Source organism: Streptomyces dengpaensis (assembly GCF_002946835.1).
In the GTDB taxonomy this organism is placed as follows: Bacteria; Actinomycetota; Actinomycetes; order Streptomycetales; family Streptomycetaceae; genus Streptomyces; species Streptomyces dengpaensis.
Window position 1 is genome coordinate 5,739,422 of the sequence record NZ_CP026652.1, and the last position, 20,444, is coordinate 5,759,865.

At 68.5% G+C, this 20,444-nt stretch carries 17 protein-coding genes and 2 tRNA genes; 15 read left to right on the forward strand and 4 right to left on the reverse strand.

The window, feature by feature from the left end; genetic code table 11:
• Positions 1 to 17 precede the first annotated feature (17 nt).
• Positions 18 to 1,247: a GNAT family N-acetyltransferase gene (locus C4B68_RS26615; protein ID WP_099499286.1), complete on the reverse strand. Its 1,230-nt coding sequence runs from the start codon at positions 1,245 to 1,247 to the stop codon at positions 18 to 20.
• 160 nt (positions 1,248 to 1,407) lie between these two features.
• Between C4B68_RS26615 and C4B68_RS26620 the strand changes: the two genes are divergently transcribed.
• Together C4B68_RS26620 and C4B68_RS26625 are read left to right on the forward strand one after the other, a co-directional pair.
• The gene (locus C4B68_RS26620) at positions 1,408 to 2,634 is read left to right on the forward strand and encodes a PP2C family protein-serine/threonine phosphatase (protein ID WP_240634482.1); all 1,227 of its coding nucleotides are present in this window, start codon (positions 1,408 to 1,410) and stop codon (positions 2,632 to 2,634) included.
• Between the two features lie 190 nt (positions 2,635 to 2,824).
• Complete coding sequence (locus C4B68_RS26625; RefSeq protein WP_240634483.1) at positions 2,825 to 3,283, forward strand: HD domain-containing protein; 459 nt, start codon at positions 2,825 to 2,827, stop codon at positions 3,281 to 3,283.
• A 124-nt stretch (positions 3,284 to 3,407) separates the two neighbouring features.
• Here the strand turns inward: C4B68_RS26625 and C4B68_RS26630 are convergent, their stop codons facing one another.
• The gene (locus tag C4B68_RS26630; RefSeq protein ID WP_099499284.1) at positions 3,408 to 4,604 is read right to left on the reverse strand and encodes an acyltransferase family protein; all 1,197 of its coding nucleotides are present in this window, start codon (positions 4,602 to 4,604) and stop codon (positions 3,408 to 3,410) included.
• 698 nt (positions 4,605 to 5,302) lie between these two features.
• Here C4B68_RS26630 and C4B68_RS26635 point away from each other — a divergent pair.
• Positions 5,303 to 5,497, forward strand: coding sequence for a hypothetical protein (locus C4B68_RS26635; protein WP_099499283.1), 195 nt, complete (start codon positions 5,303 to 5,305; stop codon positions 5,495 to 5,497).
• Between the two features lie 89 nt (positions 5,498 to 5,586).
• On the opposite strand, the gene C4B68_RS26640 is transcribed toward C4B68_RS26635, so the two are convergent.
• Positions 5,587 to 5,660, reverse strand: a tRNA-Gly gene (locus C4B68_RS26640).
• A gap of 152 nt (positions 5,661 to 5,812) precedes the next feature.
• On the opposite strand from C4B68_RS26640, the gene C4B68_RS26645 reads away from it, so the two are divergent.
• The 5 genes from C4B68_RS26645 (at position 5,813) to clpX (ending at position 10,648) form a co-directional block, all read left to right on the forward strand.
• Positions 5,813 to 5,889, forward strand: a tRNA-Pro gene (locus tag C4B68_RS26645).
• A gap of 204 nt (positions 5,890 to 6,093) precedes the next feature.
• The gene (gene tig, locus C4B68_RS26650; protein WP_099499282.1) at positions 6,094 to 7,494 is read left to right on the forward strand and encodes a trigger factor; all 1,401 of its coding nucleotides are present in this window, start codon (positions 6,094 to 6,096) and stop codon (positions 7,492 to 7,494) included.
• Positions 7,495 to 7,793: 299 nt separating this feature from the next.
• Positions 7,794 to 8,402, forward strand: coding sequence for an ATP-dependent Clp protease proteolytic subunit (locus tag C4B68_RS26655; protein ID WP_167459328.1), 609 nt, complete (start codon positions 7,794 to 7,796; stop codon positions 8,400 to 8,402).
• Positions 8,403 to 8,509: 107 nt separating this feature from the next.
• Positions 8,510 to 9,190, forward strand: coding sequence for an ATP-dependent Clp protease proteolytic subunit (locus C4B68_RS26660; protein WP_099499280.1), 681 nt, complete (start codon positions 8,510 to 8,512; stop codon positions 9,188 to 9,190).
• Positions 9,191 to 9,361: 171 nt separating this feature from the next.
• Entirely contained in the window at positions 9,362 to 10,648 is a 1,287-nt protein-coding gene (clpX, locus tag C4B68_RS26665; protein WP_099499515.1) for an ATP-dependent Clp protease ATP-binding subunit ClpX, read from the forward strand.
• A gap of 77 nt (positions 10,649 to 10,725) precedes the next feature.
• Here the strand turns inward: clpX and C4B68_RS26670 are convergent, their stop codons facing one another.
• Positions 10,726 to 11,658, reverse strand: coding sequence for a hypothetical protein (locus C4B68_RS26670; RefSeq protein ID WP_099499279.1), 933 nt, complete (start codon positions 11,656 to 11,658; stop codon positions 10,726 to 10,728).
• A gap of 136 nt (positions 11,659 to 11,794) precedes the next feature.
• Between C4B68_RS26670 and C4B68_RS26675 the strand changes: the two genes are divergently transcribed.
• The 7 genes from C4B68_RS26675 to mreD all read left to right on the forward strand — a co-directional run bounded on the left by C4B68_RS26675 (position 11,795) and on the right by mreD (position 20,366).
• Positions 11,795 to 14,419 (forward strand): valine--tRNA ligase, encoded by a 2,625-nt coding sequence (locus C4B68_RS26675; RefSeq protein ID WP_099499278.1) that lies wholly within the window; start codon positions 11,795 to 11,797, stop codon positions 14,417 to 14,419.
• 248 nt (positions 14,420 to 14,667) lie between these two features.
• Entirely contained in the window at positions 14,668 to 16,215 is a 1,548-nt protein-coding gene (folC, locus tag C4B68_RS26680; RefSeq protein ID WP_099499277.1) for a bifunctional tetrahydrofolate synthase/dihydrofolate synthase, read from the forward strand.
• 4 nt (positions 16,216 to 16,219) lie between these two features.
• The gene (locus C4B68_RS26685; protein WP_099499276.1) at positions 16,220 to 16,585 is read left to right on the forward strand and encodes a DUF4233 domain-containing protein; all 366 of its coding nucleotides are present in this window, start codon (positions 16,220 to 16,222) and stop codon (positions 16,583 to 16,585) included.
• A gap of 104 nt (positions 16,586 to 16,689) precedes the next feature.
• Entirely contained in the window at positions 16,690 to 17,103 is a 414-nt protein-coding gene (ndk, locus tag C4B68_RS26690) for a nucleoside-diphosphate kinase (RefSeq protein WP_099499275.1), read from the forward strand.
• 401 nt (positions 17,104 to 17,504) lie between these two features.
• Positions 17,505 to 18,524, forward strand: coding sequence for a rod shape-determining protein (locus C4B68_RS26695; protein ID WP_099499274.1), 1,020 nt, complete (start codon positions 17,505 to 17,507; stop codon positions 18,522 to 18,524).
• A 216-nt stretch (positions 18,525 to 18,740) separates the two neighbouring features.
• Entirely contained in the window at positions 18,741 to 19,679 is a 939-nt protein-coding gene (mreC, locus tag C4B68_RS26700) for a rod shape-determining protein MreC (protein ID WP_099499273.1), read from the forward strand.
• 15 nt (positions 19,680 to 19,694) lie between these two features.
• Positions 19,695 to 20,366, forward strand: a complete 672-nt coding sequence (gene mreD / locus C4B68_RS26705) for a rod shape-determining protein MreD (RefSeq protein ID WP_099499272.1) — start codon at positions 19,695 to 19,697, stop codon at positions 20,364 to 20,366.
• Positions 20,367 to 20,444 lie beyond the last annotated feature (78 nt).

Genomic DNA, 20,444 nt, shown 5'->3' on the forward strand with positions numbered 1-20,444 from the left:
CAGCGCACGGACAGCTGTCAGAACCCGTGCGGCAGCCAGGGCGCCACCGCTGACGAGAACGCGACCGACGCCTCCGCCAGCGCGCCCTTGCGCACCTCCCGCACGCGCCCCGCCGCCGCAAGCGACGCCAGGCACACCCCGCCGAGATACGCGGCCCCCAACTCCCGTACGGACAGCACGAGATCGGCCGCGTCGTCCGTACGCGCGCACGACGCGCCCTTCGCGTCCCCGGCGAGCCGCCAACGCCCTTCGTTCCAGGGGCAGAACGCGTCCTCGACCTCGAACACCACGTCCACCGGCGCCTGATACGTCCGCGCCTCCAGCGCGGCGCCGACGTCGACGAGCCGTACGTGCAGCGAGTCCCTCATGCGCAGATTGCAGCGGCGGATGTCGGACACCAGGTGCTGCACGCCGTCGTCGACGGGCCGGCCACGGGTGACGAGCGTGGACGTCAGGTCGATGCCGAACAGGAACCGCCACAGCGCGGCCCGCGCCGCCGGGTCGAGCCCCTCCAGGTCGTTCAGAATCACCGAGCCGTTGTGCCCGGACGGGCCCCAGTTCGGCTTGACCCGGTAGCGTGCGTAGCCGACGACGGCGCCGGCCCGCTCGGCGACCACGCACTGCAACGGCGACGCCCCGCCCCCCTCGTCCTCCGGGTCGAGCACCTGCAACCGCTCCCAGCCGGGCTGCCGGGCCAGCATCCCCGGCCGTCCCGGAACGAGTCGCGCGTACACCGCCTCGCAGGCGTCGAGGACATCGGCCGGCGCCGCGTACCGCAGCTGTATGTCGTCGGTGCCGGGCGGCACGGACAGTCGTACGCGGCTGGTGTCGATCTCGGCGTTGAGCTGCAGCGTCGCGATGCCGTAGCCGAACCGGCCGTAGATCGCCGGCTCCGACGCGGTAAGGACGGCGAGCGGCTCACCCCCCGCTCGGATGTCGTCCAGCTGGCGTCGCATCAGCGCGGTCAGCACCCCGCGCCGCCGGTGCGTGGCCGCGACGCTCACCATGGTGATGCCCGCCGCCGGTACGGAGGCGCCGCCGGGGACGGTGACGCGGAACGAGAACGCGCTCGCCGTGGCAACGCAGTGATCTCCGGCCCAAACGCCCAGGGAACGGTCGTACTCTGTGAGCGCGTTGTACAGCTCACGCTCGTCGGACGACTCCGGCACCCCGCCGAACGCGCGGATGAGGTTGTCGTACCACTCTGTCCAGTCGGCCTTCTGCAACACCCGCACATCAGTCGTCATAGCCCATGCGTACCAGGGCAATGCGGTAGGAGCGAGGGGATTTCTCCCGGCTGTCGAGGCCGCCCGCTGTGAAGTTCTCTGTGAAGTTGAGCGCTCGGACGGGGGACAAGTGGGACCTCCCGTGCCAAGCACCTGGTCCGATGGATAGGGTCCCGAACTAATGGCAGCAGGACGAGAGCGGCGCGCGGAAGCCGAGACGTTCACGGCCCGGTTGAAGAAGCAGGTACACCGGGCCCGCACAGGCGTGCGCAGATCCGCCGTCGACTACTTCCGCGGGGACGGTTCCGACTGGATCGCGCTGGCCGGTCTGCTGCTGACCATTCCGCTGATCGCCGCCACGACGCTGGTGAACTCGGTGTGGTGCTCACCCGCGGCCCTGGTCCTTCCCATCGTGGCCGGCGGCCTCCTGCTCCGTCCGGCCAGCCTGCTCGGTCTGTACGCGGCCGCGGCCACCGCGCTCATAGTGGAGTCCGTGAAGCTGGGCCCGTACACGGAGGGCCCGTCCCGGGTGACGCCGGGCGTGGTGCTGGTGGTCGCCGCGTGCGGCTTCTTCGGCCTCCTCATCGCGCAGTTCCGCAGCCGGGTGGGCGTGCCCTGGCGACGGGGCGGCACCATGCTCTTCGACCTCCGCGAACGGATCCGGGTGCAGAGCAAGCTGCCGAAGCTGCCGCTGGGCTGGCACCGGGAAATGGCGCTGCGACCGGCGGGCGGGCAGTCGTTCTCCGGTGACTTCGTGGTGGCCGCCCGTACGAACGGCGGCCGCACGCTGGAGGTCGTCCTCACGGACGTGTCGGGCAAGGGCATGGACGCGGGTTCGCGCGCGCTGCTGTTGTCGGGAGCCTTCGGAGGCCTCCTCGGCTCACTCCCGCCGCACGCCTTCCTGCCCGCCGCGAACGGATACCTCCTCCGCCAGGACTGGGACGAGGGCTTCGCGACCTCGATCCACCTGGTCCTCGACCTGGACTCGGGCGACTACGAACTCTTCTCGGCCGGCCACCCTCCGGGCCTCCAGCTCAGCGCGGGCAGCGGCCGCTGGGAGGAGAAGGCGGCGGAAGGGCCGTTGCTGGGTGTGTACGACGGCGCTCAGTTCGACCCCGCGAAGGGCTCGCTCCGTCCCGGAGATGTGTTGATGCTGTTCACGGACGGACTGGTGGAGACGGCCGACCGCGACATCGTCGAGGGCATCGACCGCCTGACGGGCGAAGCCGACCGCTACGTCGCCGGCGGCTTCCACGGAGCCGCCTGGCACCTCATCGAAGCCGTGGCCAAGGACGTCAACGACGACCGGGCACTCCTGCTGATCTGCCGAGAGGGCCCCAACGTCCCCCTGCATTTCAGCCCGTCCGGCGCCGGAGATCATTCAGCCCGTCCGGCGTTTGAGCACTAGCGCGAACCGCGATGTTGTTCAGCCCGTCCGGCGCTTGGTTGTTCAGCCCGTCCGGCGTATGAGGACGAGCGCGTCAGCGCGATACGGGGGTCTGGGTGCGGAGCCCCCAGGTACGGGACGGGCAGGGGCGGCGGGGGCGAAAAACCTCCAACCACACGGCGTACGAGGGACACAGGGAGACACTGGGGAGGTGACGCAGACTCTTCTGACCCTGGCCGAAGTCGAAGCCCTCGCCCGCGAGGCGCACGCAGCCCAGACCGACAAGGCGGGCCGCCCGTACGCCGAGCACCTTGAGGCCGTAGCGGAAGGGGTCCGAGACCGCGGCGGAGACGACGAACAGATGGCGGCCGCCTGGCTCCACGACGCGCTCGAGGACGCCGCACTCTCCGAGGACTGGCTGCGCGAGGCCGCGCTGACCCGCCGCACGAAGGACATCGTGCTCGCGCTCACCAAACAGGAGGGGGAGCCGCCGGAGTCGTACGCGCGACGCATCCGTACGACCCCGGGCGCCCTCCTGGTGAAGGTGTCCGACCTGGCGCACAACGCCGACCCGGCCCGGCTCGCGGTCCTCGACGAGCACACCAGGGCCCGGCTGACGAAGAAGTACGCGACGATGCGCGCGCTGCTGGACCTCCCGCCGGGCCCCTGAGCCGGAACGCCCGGTCCTTGAGCCCGAACGCCCGGCCCCTGAGCCCGAACACGAGAATGCGGGCCCGGGACGGCTCCCGGACCCGCACTCAGGTGATCGTCTAGGCCTGGTCCTAGGCCTGGTCCTAGACCTTGGCCTGGGCCTGGGCCTGGGCCCTGGCCCTTTCCCGGGCCAGCTCCGCGGCGTCCCGCTTGAAGGCCCACTCCATCTTGGGCTCCATCGCGAAGCGGAAGATCCGCTGGACGGGCGGGGTGCACAGCACGGTGACGAGCGCGGCCGCGGCGAGCGTCACGAGGATCTCGCCGAGCGGCTCGTGCAGCCACGCCGCGTCCATCCAGCCCCCGTACTCGGAGGCCCTGACCACGAGACCGTGCAGCAGGTAGCCGTACAGCGTGCCCGCGCCGAGCGCCGTGAACCAGAACGAGCGCCGCGGCACCCACGCGAAGAAGCACGCGGTGAGGACCATCGAGCAGCCGAAGAGCGCGAGCGTCATCACGGCACCGGCCCACCACGGAGCGCCGAGTTCCTGCGCGGCGTCGCGGTGGTAGAACCACGCCGTGTTCATCCGGGGCACCGCCCAGTAACCCACGGCGAGCGCGGCGGCGAAGACCGGCACCGACAGGATCCGCACCGAACGACGGCGCACCAGCTGGAAGTGCTCGGGCTTCATGATCAGGCCCAGCACGAAGAACGGCAGGAACTGCAGGACGCGCTGCAGATCCAGCGTGGCGCCGATGTCGGGCGAGATGGAGGCGAGCACGGCGACGGTGAGCGCGAGCGGCAGCGGCCAGCGGACCAGCTTCCACAGTGGGGTGGTCAGCCGCCAGACGAAGAGCGCGACCAGGAACCAGGTCAGATACCAGGGGTCGAGCAGGCTGATCGGATGCGTGGGGTCGGGGGCGGCCCACCGCTTGAAGAGGGAGTACGCCGTCTCGAAGACGACGTACGGCACGACCACACCCGTCACCAGCCGCTTCAGCCGGTCGGGGCGCATGTCGAAACTGCGCGAGAAATAGCCGGAGATGATGATGAAGGCCGGCATGTGGAAGGCGTACACAACCGAGTACGCCGCTTCGAGGATGCGACTTTGGTCCTTCAGCGGTTCCCATGCGTGGCCCATGGCCACGAGCACGATCGCCAGGTACTTGGCGTTGTCGAAGAAGGCGTCGCGTTGCTTGGCGGGCTTGGCGCCCGGTGTGGCGGCACCGGTGGCCGACCGCGTGGACTGGGGTGAGCGCGGACTCGGCACTCCCTCCGCCGGCTGCTGTGCCGGGGGGAGCGGCGCCCTGTGGTGGCCGTGCGGTCGGAGCGAGTTCGTCACAGGCCCTCCCACCAAGAACTCGGGGAGACGATCCTGGACCTCGCTGCGCATGCGGGGGACGTGGCGGCGTGGAACATCTGAGGCACCCTAGCGTTGATTATGCGTCTGCGTAAAACGCCGGACGTCATTCCTGCTTAACGCCTGTGAGTACCCAGGATTTTGGAGATGTTTGCCTGTCTGCGCGCAAGGGACTCCGCATACCGATCCGTTGACCGTATAAGGCTGCTCTATCCCAATTCATCCTGACTAAAGGGCGCATAACACTCGCGGGCGACTCTGGTGATATGTCCGGTTCATTGGACTTTAGTGGTCGGTTGATGCCCCCCTTGCCGGCCCGTTGACGACCTACTGACGGCCTACCGATGGCCTGCTGGCGGCCGGTCTACGGCGTCTTCGACGTGCCCTGCGGCAACAATTCGAATTACCTGCGAACAGGTTGTGTGGACATGGCGACGGTCCCCCTGAATTTCCGATGCGGGGCCCCCGTGCGGGCGCATACTCTCGAATTGCGGTGCGTGGCCCCGCCGTTCACCCGCCCCGAGAGGCGCGGCGCGGGTGTACAGGTCCGGCGTGATCTGGCCGACGTTACGTCACCCGCCGCATACCCATGGCGCGTTGGTGGCACGATGGTTCTGGCGGGGGTGTGGGGTTGCACCCTCGGGCCGGGAGAGCGGACCGACCGTAGGGTGTGATCAGTTGTGGCCATTTCACTGTCAGTGGTAGTGCTGTTGGCGATCATCCTCGTGGTATTGATCCGCGGGGGATCGATCAAGGCCGGCCCCGCCGTCGTCGCGGTGCTCTTCGGCTTCTTCCTGGCCTCGACCGGCATGGCCGACGACATCCAGCGCTTCCTGAACTCCATAGCCGAGACGATCAACGAGATCCAGTTCTGACCGGCCGGCCACGCCCTACGCCGAGGCCGGAACCGGAGACACCTAAGGCCCAGGGAGAGGACGGAACCTCTCCCTGGGCCTTAGGCGTATGGAGCGGGCGACGGGAATCGAACCCGCGTAGCTAGTTTGGAAGACTAGGGCTCTACCATTGAGCTACGCCCGCAGCAGGTCGCGCCGCAGGTCAGTGACCGCGGCACAGGAGGCATCGTAGCGGGTTGTACGCCTTCACCGCACACCCCGTTCCCACCCGCACCGGCGCCAGTGAAATGCGGCAGCCGCACTGCCTGCGGGCATGTACCCTACGTGTCGCACCGACGGGGTGTGGCGCAGCTTGGTAGCGCGTCCGCTTTGGGAGCGGAAGGCCGTGGGTTCAAATCCCGCCACCCCGACCACCAGCCGGAACCCGGTTCGGTTCCGACCCGCCGCAAGATCACCTTTTGGGGCGTGTACCGCCTGCGGTTACTATGCAAGCTGCGCGCCCGTGTGTCTGCACTGTTACGTCTCTCCCTGGGCCGCGAATCCGCTGAAGGCTTTGCCCGACTCGGCAGAAGCACACAGCAGAACCCCCAAGAAGTCAGCCACAAGGAGACCGAACCGTGAAGAGCGCCGTGGAGACCCTGAACCCGACCCGGGTTCGGCTCACTGTCGAGGTGCCCTTCGAGGAGCTCAAGGACAGCCTCGACGCGGCGTACAAGAAGATCAACCAGCAGGTCACGGTGAAGGGCTTCCGGAAGGGCAAGATCCCGGCGCGCGTCATCGACCAGCGGTTCGGTCGCGGCGCCGTGCTCGAAGAGGCCGTCAACGACGCGCTCCCGAAGTTCTACACCGAAGCGGTCAACCAGGCTGAGCTGAATGTCCTCGGCCAGCCCGAGGTCGACATCACCGAGCTGAAGGACGGCGAGACGCTGAACTTCACCGCCGAGGTCGACGTCCGCCCGGCCATCGAGATCCCGGACTACTCCGGCATCGAGGTCGAGGTCGACGCCGTCGAGGTCACCGACGAGGACGTCGAGAAGGCCGTCTCCGAACTGCGCGAGCGCTTCGCGTCGACCTCCCCGGTCGAGCGCGCCGCCCAGGACGGCGACGTCGTCACCATCGACCTGGAGGCCAAGGTCGACGGCGAGGCCCTCGAGGACGGCATCGCCAGCGGTGTCTCCTACACCATCGGCTCCGGCGAGCTGCTCGACGGCATCGACGACGCCGTGAAGGGCCTGGAGGCCGGTGGCGAGGCCACCTTCACCTCCGAGCTCAAGGGCGGCTCCGCGGCCGGCAAGGAGTCCGAGGTCACCGTCAAGGTCACCCAGGTCGCCGCCCGTGAACTTCCCGAGCTGGACGACGACTTCGCGCAGCTCGCCTCCGAGTTCGACACCCTCGACGAGCTCAAGGCGGACAGCCGCAAGCGCCTCGAGAACATGAAGCAGTACGACCAGGCCACGCAGGCCCAGGAGCGCGTCCTGGAGAAGCTGCTCGAGCTGGTCGAGGTCCCGGTCCCCGAGAAGCTGCTCGAGGACGAGATCAACACCCGCAAGCACAACCTTGAGCACCACCAGCTCGGCCAGATGGGCCTCGACCTCGCGAAGTACCTGGAGATCCAGGGCAAGACCGAGGAAGAGTTCGACGCCGAGACCAAAGAAGCGGCGATCAAGGGCATCAAGACGCAGTTCGTTCTTGACGAGCTCGTCAACAAGGAGAAGCTGAACGTCAACCAGGAGGAGCTCACCGAGCACCTCATGCGGCGCGCGGCCTCCTCCGGCATGTCCCCCGACCAGTTCGCCCAGGCCGTCGTCGAGGGCGGCCAGGTCCCGATGCTCGTCGGCGAGGTCGCCCGCGGCAAGGCCCTCGCGGTCGTCGTCGAGGCCGCCACGGTCAAGGACACGAACGGCGAGATCGTCGACCTGTCCGACGAGGACGAGACGGAGACGGCGACCGAGGTCGCCGCCGAGGCCACCGAGGGTGACGCCGCCGAAGGCTCCACCGAGGCGAAGACCGAGGCCTGATCGCCCCGCTTGTACGCCGCGATGGGCCCCCGGGACTTTTCTGCCCCGGGGGCCCACCGGGTTTTCAGGGGCGCGCCACCCCCGGTCGGGCCGGCGCAGCGCATGCGCTCACAGCGAACAGTTCGCTCTGCGGGATTCACCGGAGGGACCAGCGCGTTAGGGTCCATGAATACGAGGGCAGGGGAGTCCCCGGACGCCGCCGGTAGGCGGCGCGGAACCCGGGGTCCCAGGCCCCTGCAGAAGACGTGAGACGGCCCGGCGCCGTCGTAAGACGAGCAGGTGGATACGTGACGAATCTGATGCCCTCCGCCGCCGGCGAGCCTTCCATCGGTGGTGGCCTCGGCGACCAGGTCTACAACCGGCTGCTCAACGAGCGGATCATCTTCCTCGGCCAGCCGGTGGACGACGACATCGCGAACAAGATCACCGCGCAGCTGCTGCTCCTTGCCTCCGACCCGGACAAGGACATCTACCTCTACATCAACAGCCCCGGCGGATCGATCACGGCCGGCATGGCGATCTACGACACCATGCAGTACATCAAGAACGACGTGGTGACCATCGCCATGGGCATGGCGGCCTCGATGGGCCAGTTCCTGCTCAGCGCCGGTACCCCCGGCAAGCGCTTCGCCCTGCCGAACGCCGAGATCCTGATCCACCAGCCCTCCGCGGGCCTGGCGGGTTCCGCGTCGGACATCAAGATCCACGCCGAGCGGCTGCTGCACACCAAGAAGCGGATGGCGGAGCTGACCGCCTTCCACACCGGCCAGACCGTGGAGCAGATCACCCGCGACTCGGACCGTGACCGCTGGTTCGACCCGATCGAGGCCAAGGGGTACGGCCTCATCGACGACATCATGCCCACCGCTGTCGGTATGCCGGGCGGCGGCGGCACCGGGGCGGCGTAAGCCCCGCCAGCGCCCCAGGGCGGCGCCGAGGCCCCCTGCCGACCCGGCAGGTCTCCCGCGCCCCCAGCCGACCGCCTCAGCCCTTTTCAGGCTTCTCAGGAGACACAGTGAACGACTTCCCCGGCAGCGGCCTCCACGCCCGCACGCAGGCCGAGTACACCGGTCCTCGCGCGGAGTCCCGCTACGTCATCCCGCGCTTCGTCGAGCGCACCTCGCAGGGCGTGCGTGAGTACGACCCGTACGCGAAGCTGTTCGAGGAGCGCGTGATCTTCCTCGGTGTGCAGATCGACGACGCCTCCGCCAACGACGTCATGGCGCAGCTGCTGTGCCTGGAGTCGATGGACCCCGACCGTGACATCTCGGTCTACATCAACAGCCCCGGTGGCTCCTTCACGGCGCTCACCGCCATCTACGACACGATGCAGTTCGTGAAGCCGGACATCCAGACGGTCTGCATGGGCCAGGCCGCCTCGGCCGCCGCGATCCTGCTGGCCGCCGGTACGCCGGGCAAGCGCATGGCGCTTCCGAACGCCCGCGTGCTGATCCACCAGCCCTACAGCGAGACCGGCCGCGGCCAGGTCTCGGACCTCGAAATCGCGGCGAACGAAATCCTCCGGATGCGTTCGCAGCTCGAAGAGATGCTGGCCAAGCACTCGACCACGCCGATCGAGAAGATCCGCGAGGACATCGAGCGCGACAAGATCCTCACCGCTGAGGACGCCCTGGCGTACGGCCTGATCGACCAGATCATCTCCACCCGGAAGATGAACAACGCCGCGGTCGTCTGACGTAACGCTGTATCGTCTACCGCTCATCTGCCGCGCCTTGGCGTGGTTCACGACAATGTGAACCGCGCCAAGGGGGGCCCGAACGGGGGGCTCGGCAAGGTACCGTCGGACATAAGGCAGCACCAGGAGCCGCTGGACCTAGGCGTCTCCCAGGCGAAGGGGAAGCACACCGTGGCACGCATCGGTGACGGCGGCGATCTGCTCAAGTGCTCGTTCTGTGGCAAGAGCCAGAAGCAGGTCAAGAAGCTCATCGCAGGCCCCGGTGTGTACATCTGCGACGAGTGCATCGATCTCTGCAACGAGATCATCGAGGAAGAACTCGCGGAGACGAGCGAGGTGCGCTGGGAGGAACTCCCCAAGCCCCGCGAGATCTATGAGTTCCTCGAGGGGTACGTGGTCGGCCAGGAGTCGGCCAAGAAGGCCCTCTCCGTCGCGGTGTACAACCACTACAAGCGGGTCCAGGCCGGTGAGAACGGCGGCGGCCAAAACCGCGACGACGCCATCGAGTTGGCGAAGTCCAACATCCTCCTGCTGGGCCCCACGGGCTCTGGCAAGACACTCCTCGCCCAGACCCTCGCCCGCATGCTGAACGTCCCGTTCGCCATCGCGGACGCGACGGCGCTGACGGAGGCGGGGTATGTCGGCGAGGACGTCGAGAACATCCTGCTGAAGCTCATCCAGGCAGCGGACTACGACGTCAAGAAAGCCGAAACCGGGATCATCTACATCGACGAGATCGACAAGGTGGCCCGGAAGAGCGAAAACCCGTCGATCACGCGTGACGTGTCGGGTGAAGGCGTCCAGCAGGCACTCCTGAAGATCCTGGAGGGCACCACCGCCTCCGTGCCCCCGCAGGGCGGACGCAAGCACCCGCACCAGGAGTTCATCCAGATCGACACGACGAACGTCCTGTTCATCGTGGGCGGCGCGTTCTCGGGTCTGGAGAAGCTCATCGAGGCCCGCGCGGGAGCGAAGGGCATCGGCTTCGGCGCGACGATCCGCTCGAAGCGCGAACTCGAGTCCAAGGACCAGTTCGAGGACGTGATGCCGGAGGACCTGGTCAAGTTCGGCATGATCCCGGAGTTCATCGGCCGCCTCCCGGTCATCACGTCGGTCCACAACCTGGACCGCGAAGCCCTCCTCCAGATCCTGGTGGAGCCCCGCAACGCCCTCGTGAAGCAGTACCAGCGCCTCTTCGAACTCGACGGCGTGGAACTGGACTTCGAGCGCGAGGCCCTGGAAGCCATCGCCGACCAGGCCATCCTCCGCCAGACCGGCGCGCGCGGCCTGCGCGCCATCATGGAAGAGGTCCTCATGTCGGTGATGTACGAGGTCCCGTCCCGCAAGGACGTGGCCCGCGTCGTCATCACAGCCGACGTCGTCCACTCGAACGTGAACCCGACCCTGATCCCGCGCGACGCCCGCGGCCGGGGCCCAGGGGAGCAGAAGACGGCGTAAGCAACGCCCGTACGACGAAGGGGGCGCCCAGCGGACTTCGCTGGGCGCCCCCTTCGTCGTGAAGTGCCGTACGGGCGTCAGATCTTGACGCGTACGTCCGTGCGGAACTTGGCCGTCATGTCGGCCGCGGCGCTCACGTCGGCACTCTTGCCCGCCAGGGCGCTGGCCGTGTCGACGTGGATGATGACGCCGAGGGTGCTGTGGTCGCCCCAGATGCACACCGGCATGCTGATCTCGCTCGGCCCGTCCGACGCTCCGGTGGAGCCGGTCTTGTACTTGATCTCCTGGCACTTGAGGACCGCACCGTCGAGACCGCTGGGCGTGTACGCCTTCGGGCTGCCGACGACCTCGCCCTCGTCCTCGTCCTTGGCGCTCTTCTTCAACTCGCTGAACATCCCGTCGACAACCGCCTCGGGGTCCTCGATGTCGCCGTACACGCCCATGAAGTTGATCGCCTGCCCGGCCAGCGGGTTGCTCGCGTCCCCGGACTGGTAACCGGCGTGCACGTCCTTGGCGTTCTTCACGCCGTGCTTCTCGGCGTCCTTGAGGTCGCTGCTGTCGAAGCCGCCGCTGTCGGCTTCGTTGGACTTCTTGTACTCACCGCTGAGCACGGTGGCCGGCGTCGTCAGCTTGTGCGGGCCGTCGTCCGCGACGTCCGAACCGCCGCCACCGCCGATGACGAGGTACGCGCCGACGGCGATCGCCGCCACGACGGCGACCGCGCCGATGATCAGGCCCGTCTTCTTCTTGCCCCCTCCCGGGGCGGGCGGCTGCGGGACGCCGTACGGGTCCTGGCCATAGGGCGGCTGCTGGCCGTAGGGGCCGGGCTGGCCGTACGGGGGAGTCTGCGGGGCGCCCTGGGGCGCCTGCTGGGGGTAGCCGTAGCCGGGCTGCGCGGGAGGAGCCTGCTGCGGGTAGCCGTAACCCGGCTGGGGGGCCTGCGGCTGCTGACCGTACGGTCCGGGCTGCTGGGGCTGCCCGCCGTACGGGCCCGGCTGGTTGTAGCTCATTACTGGGTTCCCCTCCAGATACTTATGTGTTCCGAACATCCTGACGCACAGGTCACGCGGCCAAGTCCCCGGGGGCCGCACCGTTACGAAAGAATCCCGTTTCGGGACACGGGCGTGACGCCCCTAAACTGACTCCGTGACCGACAACGCTCAGCAGCAGCCGCCAGCATCCACTCCCGAACTGCCGACCCAGTACGCGCCGGCCGACGTAGAGGGGCCGCTGTACGAGCGCTGGGTAGAGCGGGGCTACTTCGAGGCCGACGCGAAGAGCGGCAAGCCTCCGTACACCGTCGTCATCCCGCCGCCGAACGTCACGGGCAGCCTGCACCTCGGGCATGCCTTCGAGCACACGCTCATCGACGCCCTCACGCGCCGCAAGCGCATGCAGGGCTACGAGACGCTGTGGCAGCCCGGCATGGACCACGCCGGTATCGCCACGCAGAACGTCGTCGAGCGGGAGCTCGGCAAGGAGGGCAAGTCCCGCCACGACCTCGGCCGCGAGGCGTTCGTCGAGCGCGTCTGGCAGTGGAAGGGCGAGTCCGGCGGGCAGATCTCCGGGCAGATGCGGCGCCTGGGCGACGGCGTCGCCTGGTCCCGCGAGCGCTTCACCATGGACGAGGGCCTGTCCCAGGCCGTCCAGACCATCTTCAAGCGCCTCTACGACGACGAGCTGATCTACCGCGCCGAGCGCATCATCAACTGGTGCCCGCGCTGTCTGACCGCGATCTCGGACATCGAGGTCGAGTACCAGGACGACGACGGCGAGCTCGTCTCCATGAAGTACGGCGACGGGGACGACACCATCGTCGTCGCCACCACCCGCGCCGAGACGATGCTCGGTGACACGGCCGTCGCCGTTCACCCCGAGGACGAGCGCTACAAGCACCTGGTCGGTAAGTTCATCAAGCTGCCGCTGACCGACCGCTCCATCCCGGTCGTCGCCGACGAGCACGTCGACCCCGAGTTCGGCACGGGTGCCGTCAAGGTCACCCCGGCCCACGACCCGAACGACTTCGAGATCGGGCAGCGCCACAACCTGCCGTCCATCACCGTCATGGACGAGCACGCCGTCATCACGGCCCACGGCCCCTTCCAGGGCCTGGACCGCCTCGAGGCCCGCTCGGCCATCGTCGCCGCGCTGCGCGCCGAGGGCCGGATCGTCGCCGAGAAGCGGCCGTACGTCCACTCGGTCGGCCACTGCTCGCGCTGCAAGACCACCATCGAGCCGCGCCTGTCCATGCAGTGGTGGGTCAAGGTCGGCCCGCTGGCGAAGGCCGCCGGTGACGCCGTACGCGACGGCAAGGTCAAGATCCATCCGCAGGAGATGGAGAAGCGGTACTTCGACTGGGTCGACAACCTCCACGACTGGTGCATCTCGCGGCAGTTGTGGTGGGGTCACCGGATCCCGGTCTGGTACGGCCCGGACGGCGAGGTCGTCTGCGTCGGCCCGGACGAGGAGCCGCCGGCCGGCGAGGGCTGGCACCAGGACACCGACGTCCTCGACACCTGGTTCTCCTCCGGCCTGTGGCCGTTCTCCACGCTCGGCTGGCCCGAGCAGACCGAGAGCCTCGCGAAGTTCTACCCGAACTCCGTCCTGGTCACCGGCTACGACATCCTCTTCTTCTGGGTCGCCCGGATGATGATGTTCGGCCTGTACGCGATGGACGGCACCCCGCCGTTCCACACCATCGCCCTGCACGGCATGGTCCGCGACCAGTTCGGCAAGAAGATGTCGAAGTCCTTCGGCAACGCGGTCAATCCGCTGGACTGGATGGACAAGTACGGCAGCGACGCGCTGCGGTTCACGCTCGTCCGTGGCGCCAACCCCGGTGTCGACGTCCCGATCGGCGAGGACTGGGTCCAGGGGTCCCGCAACTTCGCCAACAAGATCTGGAACGCCACGCGCTTCGCGCTGATGAACGGCGCGACGGTCGGGGGCCCGCTGCCGGACGCCTCGCGCATGTCGGCGACGGACCGCTGGATCCTCTCCCGCCTCAACTCGGTCGTCGCCGAAGTCGACGCGTACTACGAGGACTTCCAGTTCGCGAAGCTCTCCGACACGCTCTTCCACTTCGCGTGGGACGAGGTCTTCGACTGGTATGTCGAGCTGTCCAAGACCACGTTCCAGGCGGGCGGCGAGGCGGCCGAGGTCTCCCAGCGTGTCCTCGGCGAGGTTCTCGACGTCACGCTGAGGCTGCTGCACCCGGTTGTCCCGTTCGTCACGGAGACGCTGTGGACCACCCTCACGGGTGGTGAGTCGGTCGTCATCGCCGACTGGCCGGCCGACAGCGGGTTCCGTGACGGCGCCGCCGAGCGCGAGATCGAGACGCTGCAGCAGGTCATCACGGAGGTCCGTCGCTTCCGTGCCGACCAGGGCCTGCAGCCCGGTCAGCGTGTCCCGGCCCGGCTGACCCTCGACGGGACGGCGCTCGCCCCGCACGAGGCGGCCATCCGCCAGCTGCTGCGGCTCCAGCCGGAGGGCGAGTCCTTCACGGCGACGGCCACCCTGCCGGTCGCGGGTGCCACGGTGGCGCTCGATCTCTCCGGCACGATCGACGTCGCCGCGGAGCGGAAGCGGCTCGCGAAGGACCTTGCCGCCGCCGAGAAGGAGAAGGCCCAGGCGAACGGCAAGCTCGGCAACGAGGCGTTCCTCGCCAAGGCTCCCGACCATGTCGTGGAGAAGATCCGGACGCGGCTCGCCAAGGCGGACGAGGACATCGCCCGTATCAAGGCGCAGTTGGACCGGCTGCCGGAGGCGTAGCTTTCGTACGTCGTGCGTGAAGGCCCCCGGGACCTCAGTGGTCTCGGGGGCCGTCGTCTGCGGAGCCTGCCGGCCGGGGGCGCCCTGAGGTTTTTTCGCCCCCTCCGCTCCTTCCCGTCCCGTCCTGGGCCCGCGGCGGAGCCGCTGATGGATGCAGCGCCGCAGACCCCGCTCCTCAAACGCCGGAGGGGCTGATTCCGTCCCAGCCCCACACGCGCGCCCGGCGCGGGGCTCCGTAGACTGGGCTCGTGAGTGAGCTCCCCCCGCACGACAGTGACGACCGTGGCGAGTCCGGCGAGCCGGAACCCCGCGACCCGCTCGGCCTCTTCGACGAGATCGTCGCGGAAGAGACCGACCGCGACCCCGACCTCGCGGTGATCGAGGCCGGCAGCCGCACCCTGCGCACGCAGGGCAGCGCCCAGCCGGAGCAGGACGTCCCCGCCCGCCCCACCGACCCCGAGGTCGACAAGGCGCTGCGCGAGGTCGAGTCGGAGCTCGCGACCCGCTGGGGCGAGACCAAGCTGGAGCCGTCCGTCGGCCGCATCGCCGCGCTGGTGGACATCCTCGGTGAGCCGCAGCGCTCGTACCCCTCGATCCACATCACGGGCACGAACGGCAAGACCTCCACCGCCCGCATGATCGAGTCCCTGCTCGGCGCCTTCGATCTGCGCACGGGCCGGTACACGAGCCCCCACGTGCAGTCGGTCACCGAGCGCATCAGCCTCGACGGCGCGCCCATCTCCGCCGAGCGGTTCATCGAGACGTACAACGACATCAAGCCGTACATCGAGATGGTCGACGGGCAGCAGGAGTACCGGCTCTCCTTCTTCGAGGTACTGACCGGCATGGCGTTCGCCGCCTTCGCCGACGCCCCCGTCGACGTCGCCGTCGTCGAGGTCGGCATGGGCGGCAGCTGGGACGCCACCAACGTCATCGACGGGGACGTCGCCGTCATCACGCCCATCGATCTCGACCACACCGACCGGCTCGGCGAGACGCCCGGCGAGATCGCCACGGAGAAGGCGGGCATCGTCAAGCAGGACGCCACCGTCATCCTGGCGCAGCAGCCGGTGGACGCCGCCCAGGTGATCCTGAAGAAGGCCGTCGAGGCCGACGCGACCGTGGCGCGCGAAGGGCTCGAGTTCGGTGTCGTCGCGCGGCAGGTCGCCGTCGGCGGGCAGCTGCTGACCCTGCGCGGGCTCGGCGGTGAGTACGAGGACATCTTCCTGCCGCTGCACGGCGCCTACCAGGCGCACAACGCCGCCGTGGCGCTCGCCGCGGTCGAGGCGTTCTTCGGCGTCGGTGCCGACCGCGCCCAGCGGCTCGACATCGGCACCGTGCGGAAGGGGTTCGCGTCGGTGTCGGCGCCGGGGCGTCTGGAGGTCGTACGCCGTTCGCCCACCGTCGTGGTCGACGCCGCGCACAATCCGGCGGGTGCCCGCGCCACCGCCGAGGCCATCAGCGAGGTCTTCGACTTCAGCCGGCTGATCGGCGTCGTCGGCGTGAGCGGCGACAAGAACGTACGGGGGCTGCTGGAAGCCTTCGAGCCGATCTTCGCCGAGGTCGTCATCACGCAGAACTCCAGCCATCGCGCCATGGACGCGGACGAGCTGGCCGGGATCGCCGTCGAGGTCTTCGGCGAGGAGCGGGTCCAGGTCGAGCCGCGGCTCGACGACGCGCTGGAGGCCGCGATCACGCTCGCCGAGGAGGAGGGCGAGTACGCGGGCGGTGGCGTGCTGGTCACCGGTTCCGTCATCACCGTCGGCGAGTCCCGACTGCTCCTGGGGAGGGGCTGACACTGTGCGTACGCTCTGTGCTTCGACGCTGATCGGCGAGTTCTGCGTGGTCGGCTTCGCCGGGCTCGTCGCCATGAAGGATCCGGATCTGTCCATGGCCACGGTGTGGACGGTCTGCGGGATCGTGATGGCGCTGAGCGTGCTGCTCTGCGGCATGATCACCCGGCCCGGCGGCGTCCAGCTCGGCTGGGCCCTGCAGATCGCGCTGATCGCCAGCGGATTCGTGGTGCCGCCGATGTTCTTCCTGGGCGCGGTCTTCGCCGCCCTGTGGTGGGCGTCGGTCCACTACGGGCGGAAGATCGACGATGCCAAGGCCCGCTTCGCCGCGCAGGCGGAGGCGCAGGCCGAAGCGGGCGGCAGCCCGGCGTGAGCCGGTGCCTGGTGCCCGTACCACCTGACTCTGCGTAACAACCACCCCGACACGCCCTGTAGCCTCGGGTCATCCGCACCCGTGTGACCTGAAGGAGCCACCCCGTGAGCCAGCGCACCCTCGTCCTTCTCAAGCCCGACGCCGTTCGTCGCGGCCTGACCGGCGAGATCATCAGCCGAATCGAGCGCAAGGCCGGCTGGCAGATCACCGCGCTGGAGCTGCGCACCCTGGACCAGGAGACGCTGGAGCAGCACTACGGCGAGCACAAGGGCAAGCCCTTCTACGAGCCGCTGGTTGAGTTCATGTCCTCCGGCCCGGTCGTGGCCCTCGTCGTCGAAGGCGAGCGCGTCATCGAGGGCGTACGGGCGCTGGCCGGGCCCACCGACCCGATCGCCGCCGCCCCCGGCTCCATCCGCGGCGACTTCGGTGTGATCGTCCGTGAGAACCTGATCCACGCCTCCGACTCCGAGGAGTCCGCCGAGCGCGAACTGAAGATCTTCTTCCCCGGCCGGGTCTGAGGATCGCGGAGACGACGTCTTCGGGAAGACATGGCGTCGCGGAAACGACGTGTCGCGAAAACGGCACTTCGCGGAGCCATCGCATCGCGAAGACATCGTCAATTTTCCGAGATATTTTCTGAGGGACCGTCATGTCACTCAGACGCCTGACCTGGGACGGCCGCATCTTTTCGGCCGTCCCGTGGCATATGCGTGCCGATCGGGGGAACGCGTTCCCCCGATGGCCCGTTTCCAGAAGCGAGGCGGTCCGTCATCTGCTGACAATGGCGAAGACCCTCGCGCAGTGTTCGGGAAGGCGCGTCTACGATGGAAGCCTTCACGTCGCTGCACCCACCTCGCCGTCCTAAAAAGCCGTCAAAGCTCCACTTGGGAAGGCCAGACGAATCCTGATGGGGAACTCAATGTCGTTCATCGGCCGTGACATGGCTGTCGACCTCGGGACCGCCAACACGCTGGTGTACGTCAGGGGTCGCGGGATCGTACTCAACGAGCCGTCCGTCGTCGCGATCAACACCAACACCGGTGGCATCCTCGCGGTCGGCGCGGAAGCGAAGAAGATGATCGGGCGGACGCCGGGCAACATCGTTGCCGTGCGGCCGCTGAAGGACGGTGTCATCGCCGACTTCGAGATCACCGAGCGCATGCTCCGCTACTTCATCCTGAAGATCCACAAGCGGCGCTACCTCGCCCGCCCCCGTGTCGTCGTCTGTGTGCCCTCCGGCATCACGGGCGTCGAGCGCCGTGCCGTCATCGAGGCGTCGTCCCAGGCCGGCGCCCGCCAGGTGCACATCATCGAGGAACCCATGGCCGCAGCCATCGGATCCGGCCTGCCGGTCCACGAGGCCACGGGCAACATGGTGGTGGACATCGGCGGCGGCACCACGGAGGTCGCGGTGATCTCGCTCGGCGGCATCGTCACCGCCCAGTCCATCCGCGTCGCGGGCGACGAACTGGACAACGCGATCATCCAGCACATCAAGAAGGAGTACAGCCTCCTTCTCGGTGAGCGCACCGCCGAACAGATCAAGATCACGATCGGTTCGGCGTACGACCTCGACACTGACGAGCACACCGAAATCCGCGGCCGGGACCTCGTCTCCGGGCTGCCCAAGACCGTCGTCATCGCCGCGGGCGAGGTCCGCAAGGCGATCGAAGAGCCGGTCAACGCCATTGTCGACGCGGTCAAGACGACCCTCGACAAGTGCCCGCCCGAGCTCTCCGGCGACGTCATGGACCGCGGAATCGTTCTGACCGGCGGCGGCGCCCTGCTGCGCGGCCTGGACGAGCGGCTGCGCCGCGAGACCGGTATGCCGATCCACATCGCCGAGGACCCGCTGGACAGCGTGGCGCTCGGCTCCGGCAAGTGCGTCGAGGAGTTCGAGGCGCTCCAGCAGGTTCTGGACGCCCAGCCGCGCAGATGAAGTAACGCTTCGATTCCGCCGTACGAGATGACCCCTTCTCGTACGGCGGATCGTTGGCATGGAGGCCTAAACTCCCATGTAGCTCCTGCGACATAGAGTCATAAGAGCCCCCACAACAACCTCATCACCTGACAGCCTCATAACACCCGCGGGCATCTTTTTGCTCGGGGTGCGCCCCTGTTGACCATTCCAACGAGGAAGGCACGGCCGCCGCACGTGAGGGACACACGAGAGAGCCGGCTGCTCCTGGTGCTGCTGATCGCCATCGCGTTCGCACTGATCACGGTGGACATCCGCGGCGGGCAGGACTCACCGGTCGACGGTGCCCGCCAGGCCGCCGCGACGGTCTTCGGCCCGATCGAGAACGGGGTGTCGTCCGCGGTCGACCCCGTCGGCAACGCCGTCGCGGCGATCCGTGACTCGGGCGACCGGCACGATCGCATCGCCCAACTCGAACACGACAACGCCGCGTTGAAGGCGAAGCTCGGCAGCGACGACCGCGACCGCAGCCGCCTCAAGCAGCTCGACAAGATGATCAGGGTGGCGGGCGAGGGCCAGTACGGCATCAAGGGTGCCGAGGTCATCGCCATAGGCGCGGCCCAGGGCTTCTCCTGGACCGTCACCATCGACGTCGGCGCCAACGACGGTGTCAAGCGCGACATGACCGTACTGAACGGCGACGGCCTGGTCGGGCGCGTCACCACGGTCGGCCCGAACACCGCCACCGTGCTGCTCGCCAACGACCCCGACTTCACCGTCGGTACGCGGATGGAGGCGACCGACGAACTCGGCTTCGCCTCCGGCCAGGGCGACCGCCCGCTGCGGGTCGAACTGCTCAACGGCAAGGCCAAAATCAAGAAGGGCGACCGTCTGATCACCTTCGGCTCGCAGGCCGACAAGCCGTTCGTGCCCGGAGTCCCGGTCGGCGTCGTCTCCCGCGTGGATCCCTCCGGCGGCGATCTGACCCGCACGCTCTACGTCAAGCCGTTCGTCTCGTTCACGAGGCTCGACATCGTCGGCGTCGTCGTCGAAGCACCGGACAAGGACCCGCGGGACACCGTGCTGCCACCCAAATCCAAGCCGACGCCCACACCGACGGTGACCGTGACGGTCACCCCCTCGGAGTCGGCGCCCGTCGACGGCGACGAGTCCTAGGAGGAGCTGAATCCCATGCGTTTCAACCGGATGCTGCTCTCCACCACCCTCGTGGTCGTCGCCCTGGTGATCCAGGTCAGCGTGCTCGCCCGACTCCACCTCCCGGGCGCCGTCCCGGACCTGGTGCTCCTGACCGTGCTGGCCCTCGCCATGGTGTACGGCCACGTCAGCGGCGCCCTCATCGGCTTCGGCGCGGGACTGCTCGCCGACCTCGCCCCACCCGCCGACCACGCCGCCGGGCGCTACGCCCTCGTGCTGTGCGTCATCGGTTACCTCGCGGGCCTGGTGAAGCCGGAGAACGGCCAACTCAGGTCCGCGACCGGGCCGATGGCCGTGGTCGTCGTCGCCGCGATGGGCTCCACCCTGCTGTACTCCCTCGTCGGCGCCCTCGTCGGCGACACCGCGGCCCGCCATGTGGGCCTCGGCAACCTGCTGTTCACGGCCGCTCTGTACGACCTGCTGCTCGCGCCCTTCGTCGTCCCCGCGCTGATGGCCCTGGCCCGGCGCGCCGACAACGACCCGCTCGCCGAGAGCAGTACGTCCGCCAAGGCCCCGGACGTCTCCTCGGGCTGGCTGTCGTCCGGCACCGGGCTGCGCATCGGCCGCCAGCGCGGCGGGCTGCGCGTGAAGGCCACCAAGGCGCGCGTCGCCCGCGCGGGACGCATCAAGGGGGTCAAGCGACTGTGAGGACAGTGGTGAGAGCAGTCGTGCGGGCAGTCGTGCCGAGTTCACCTCAAGCTTCGCTCGTGTCACGGAAGTTGACCG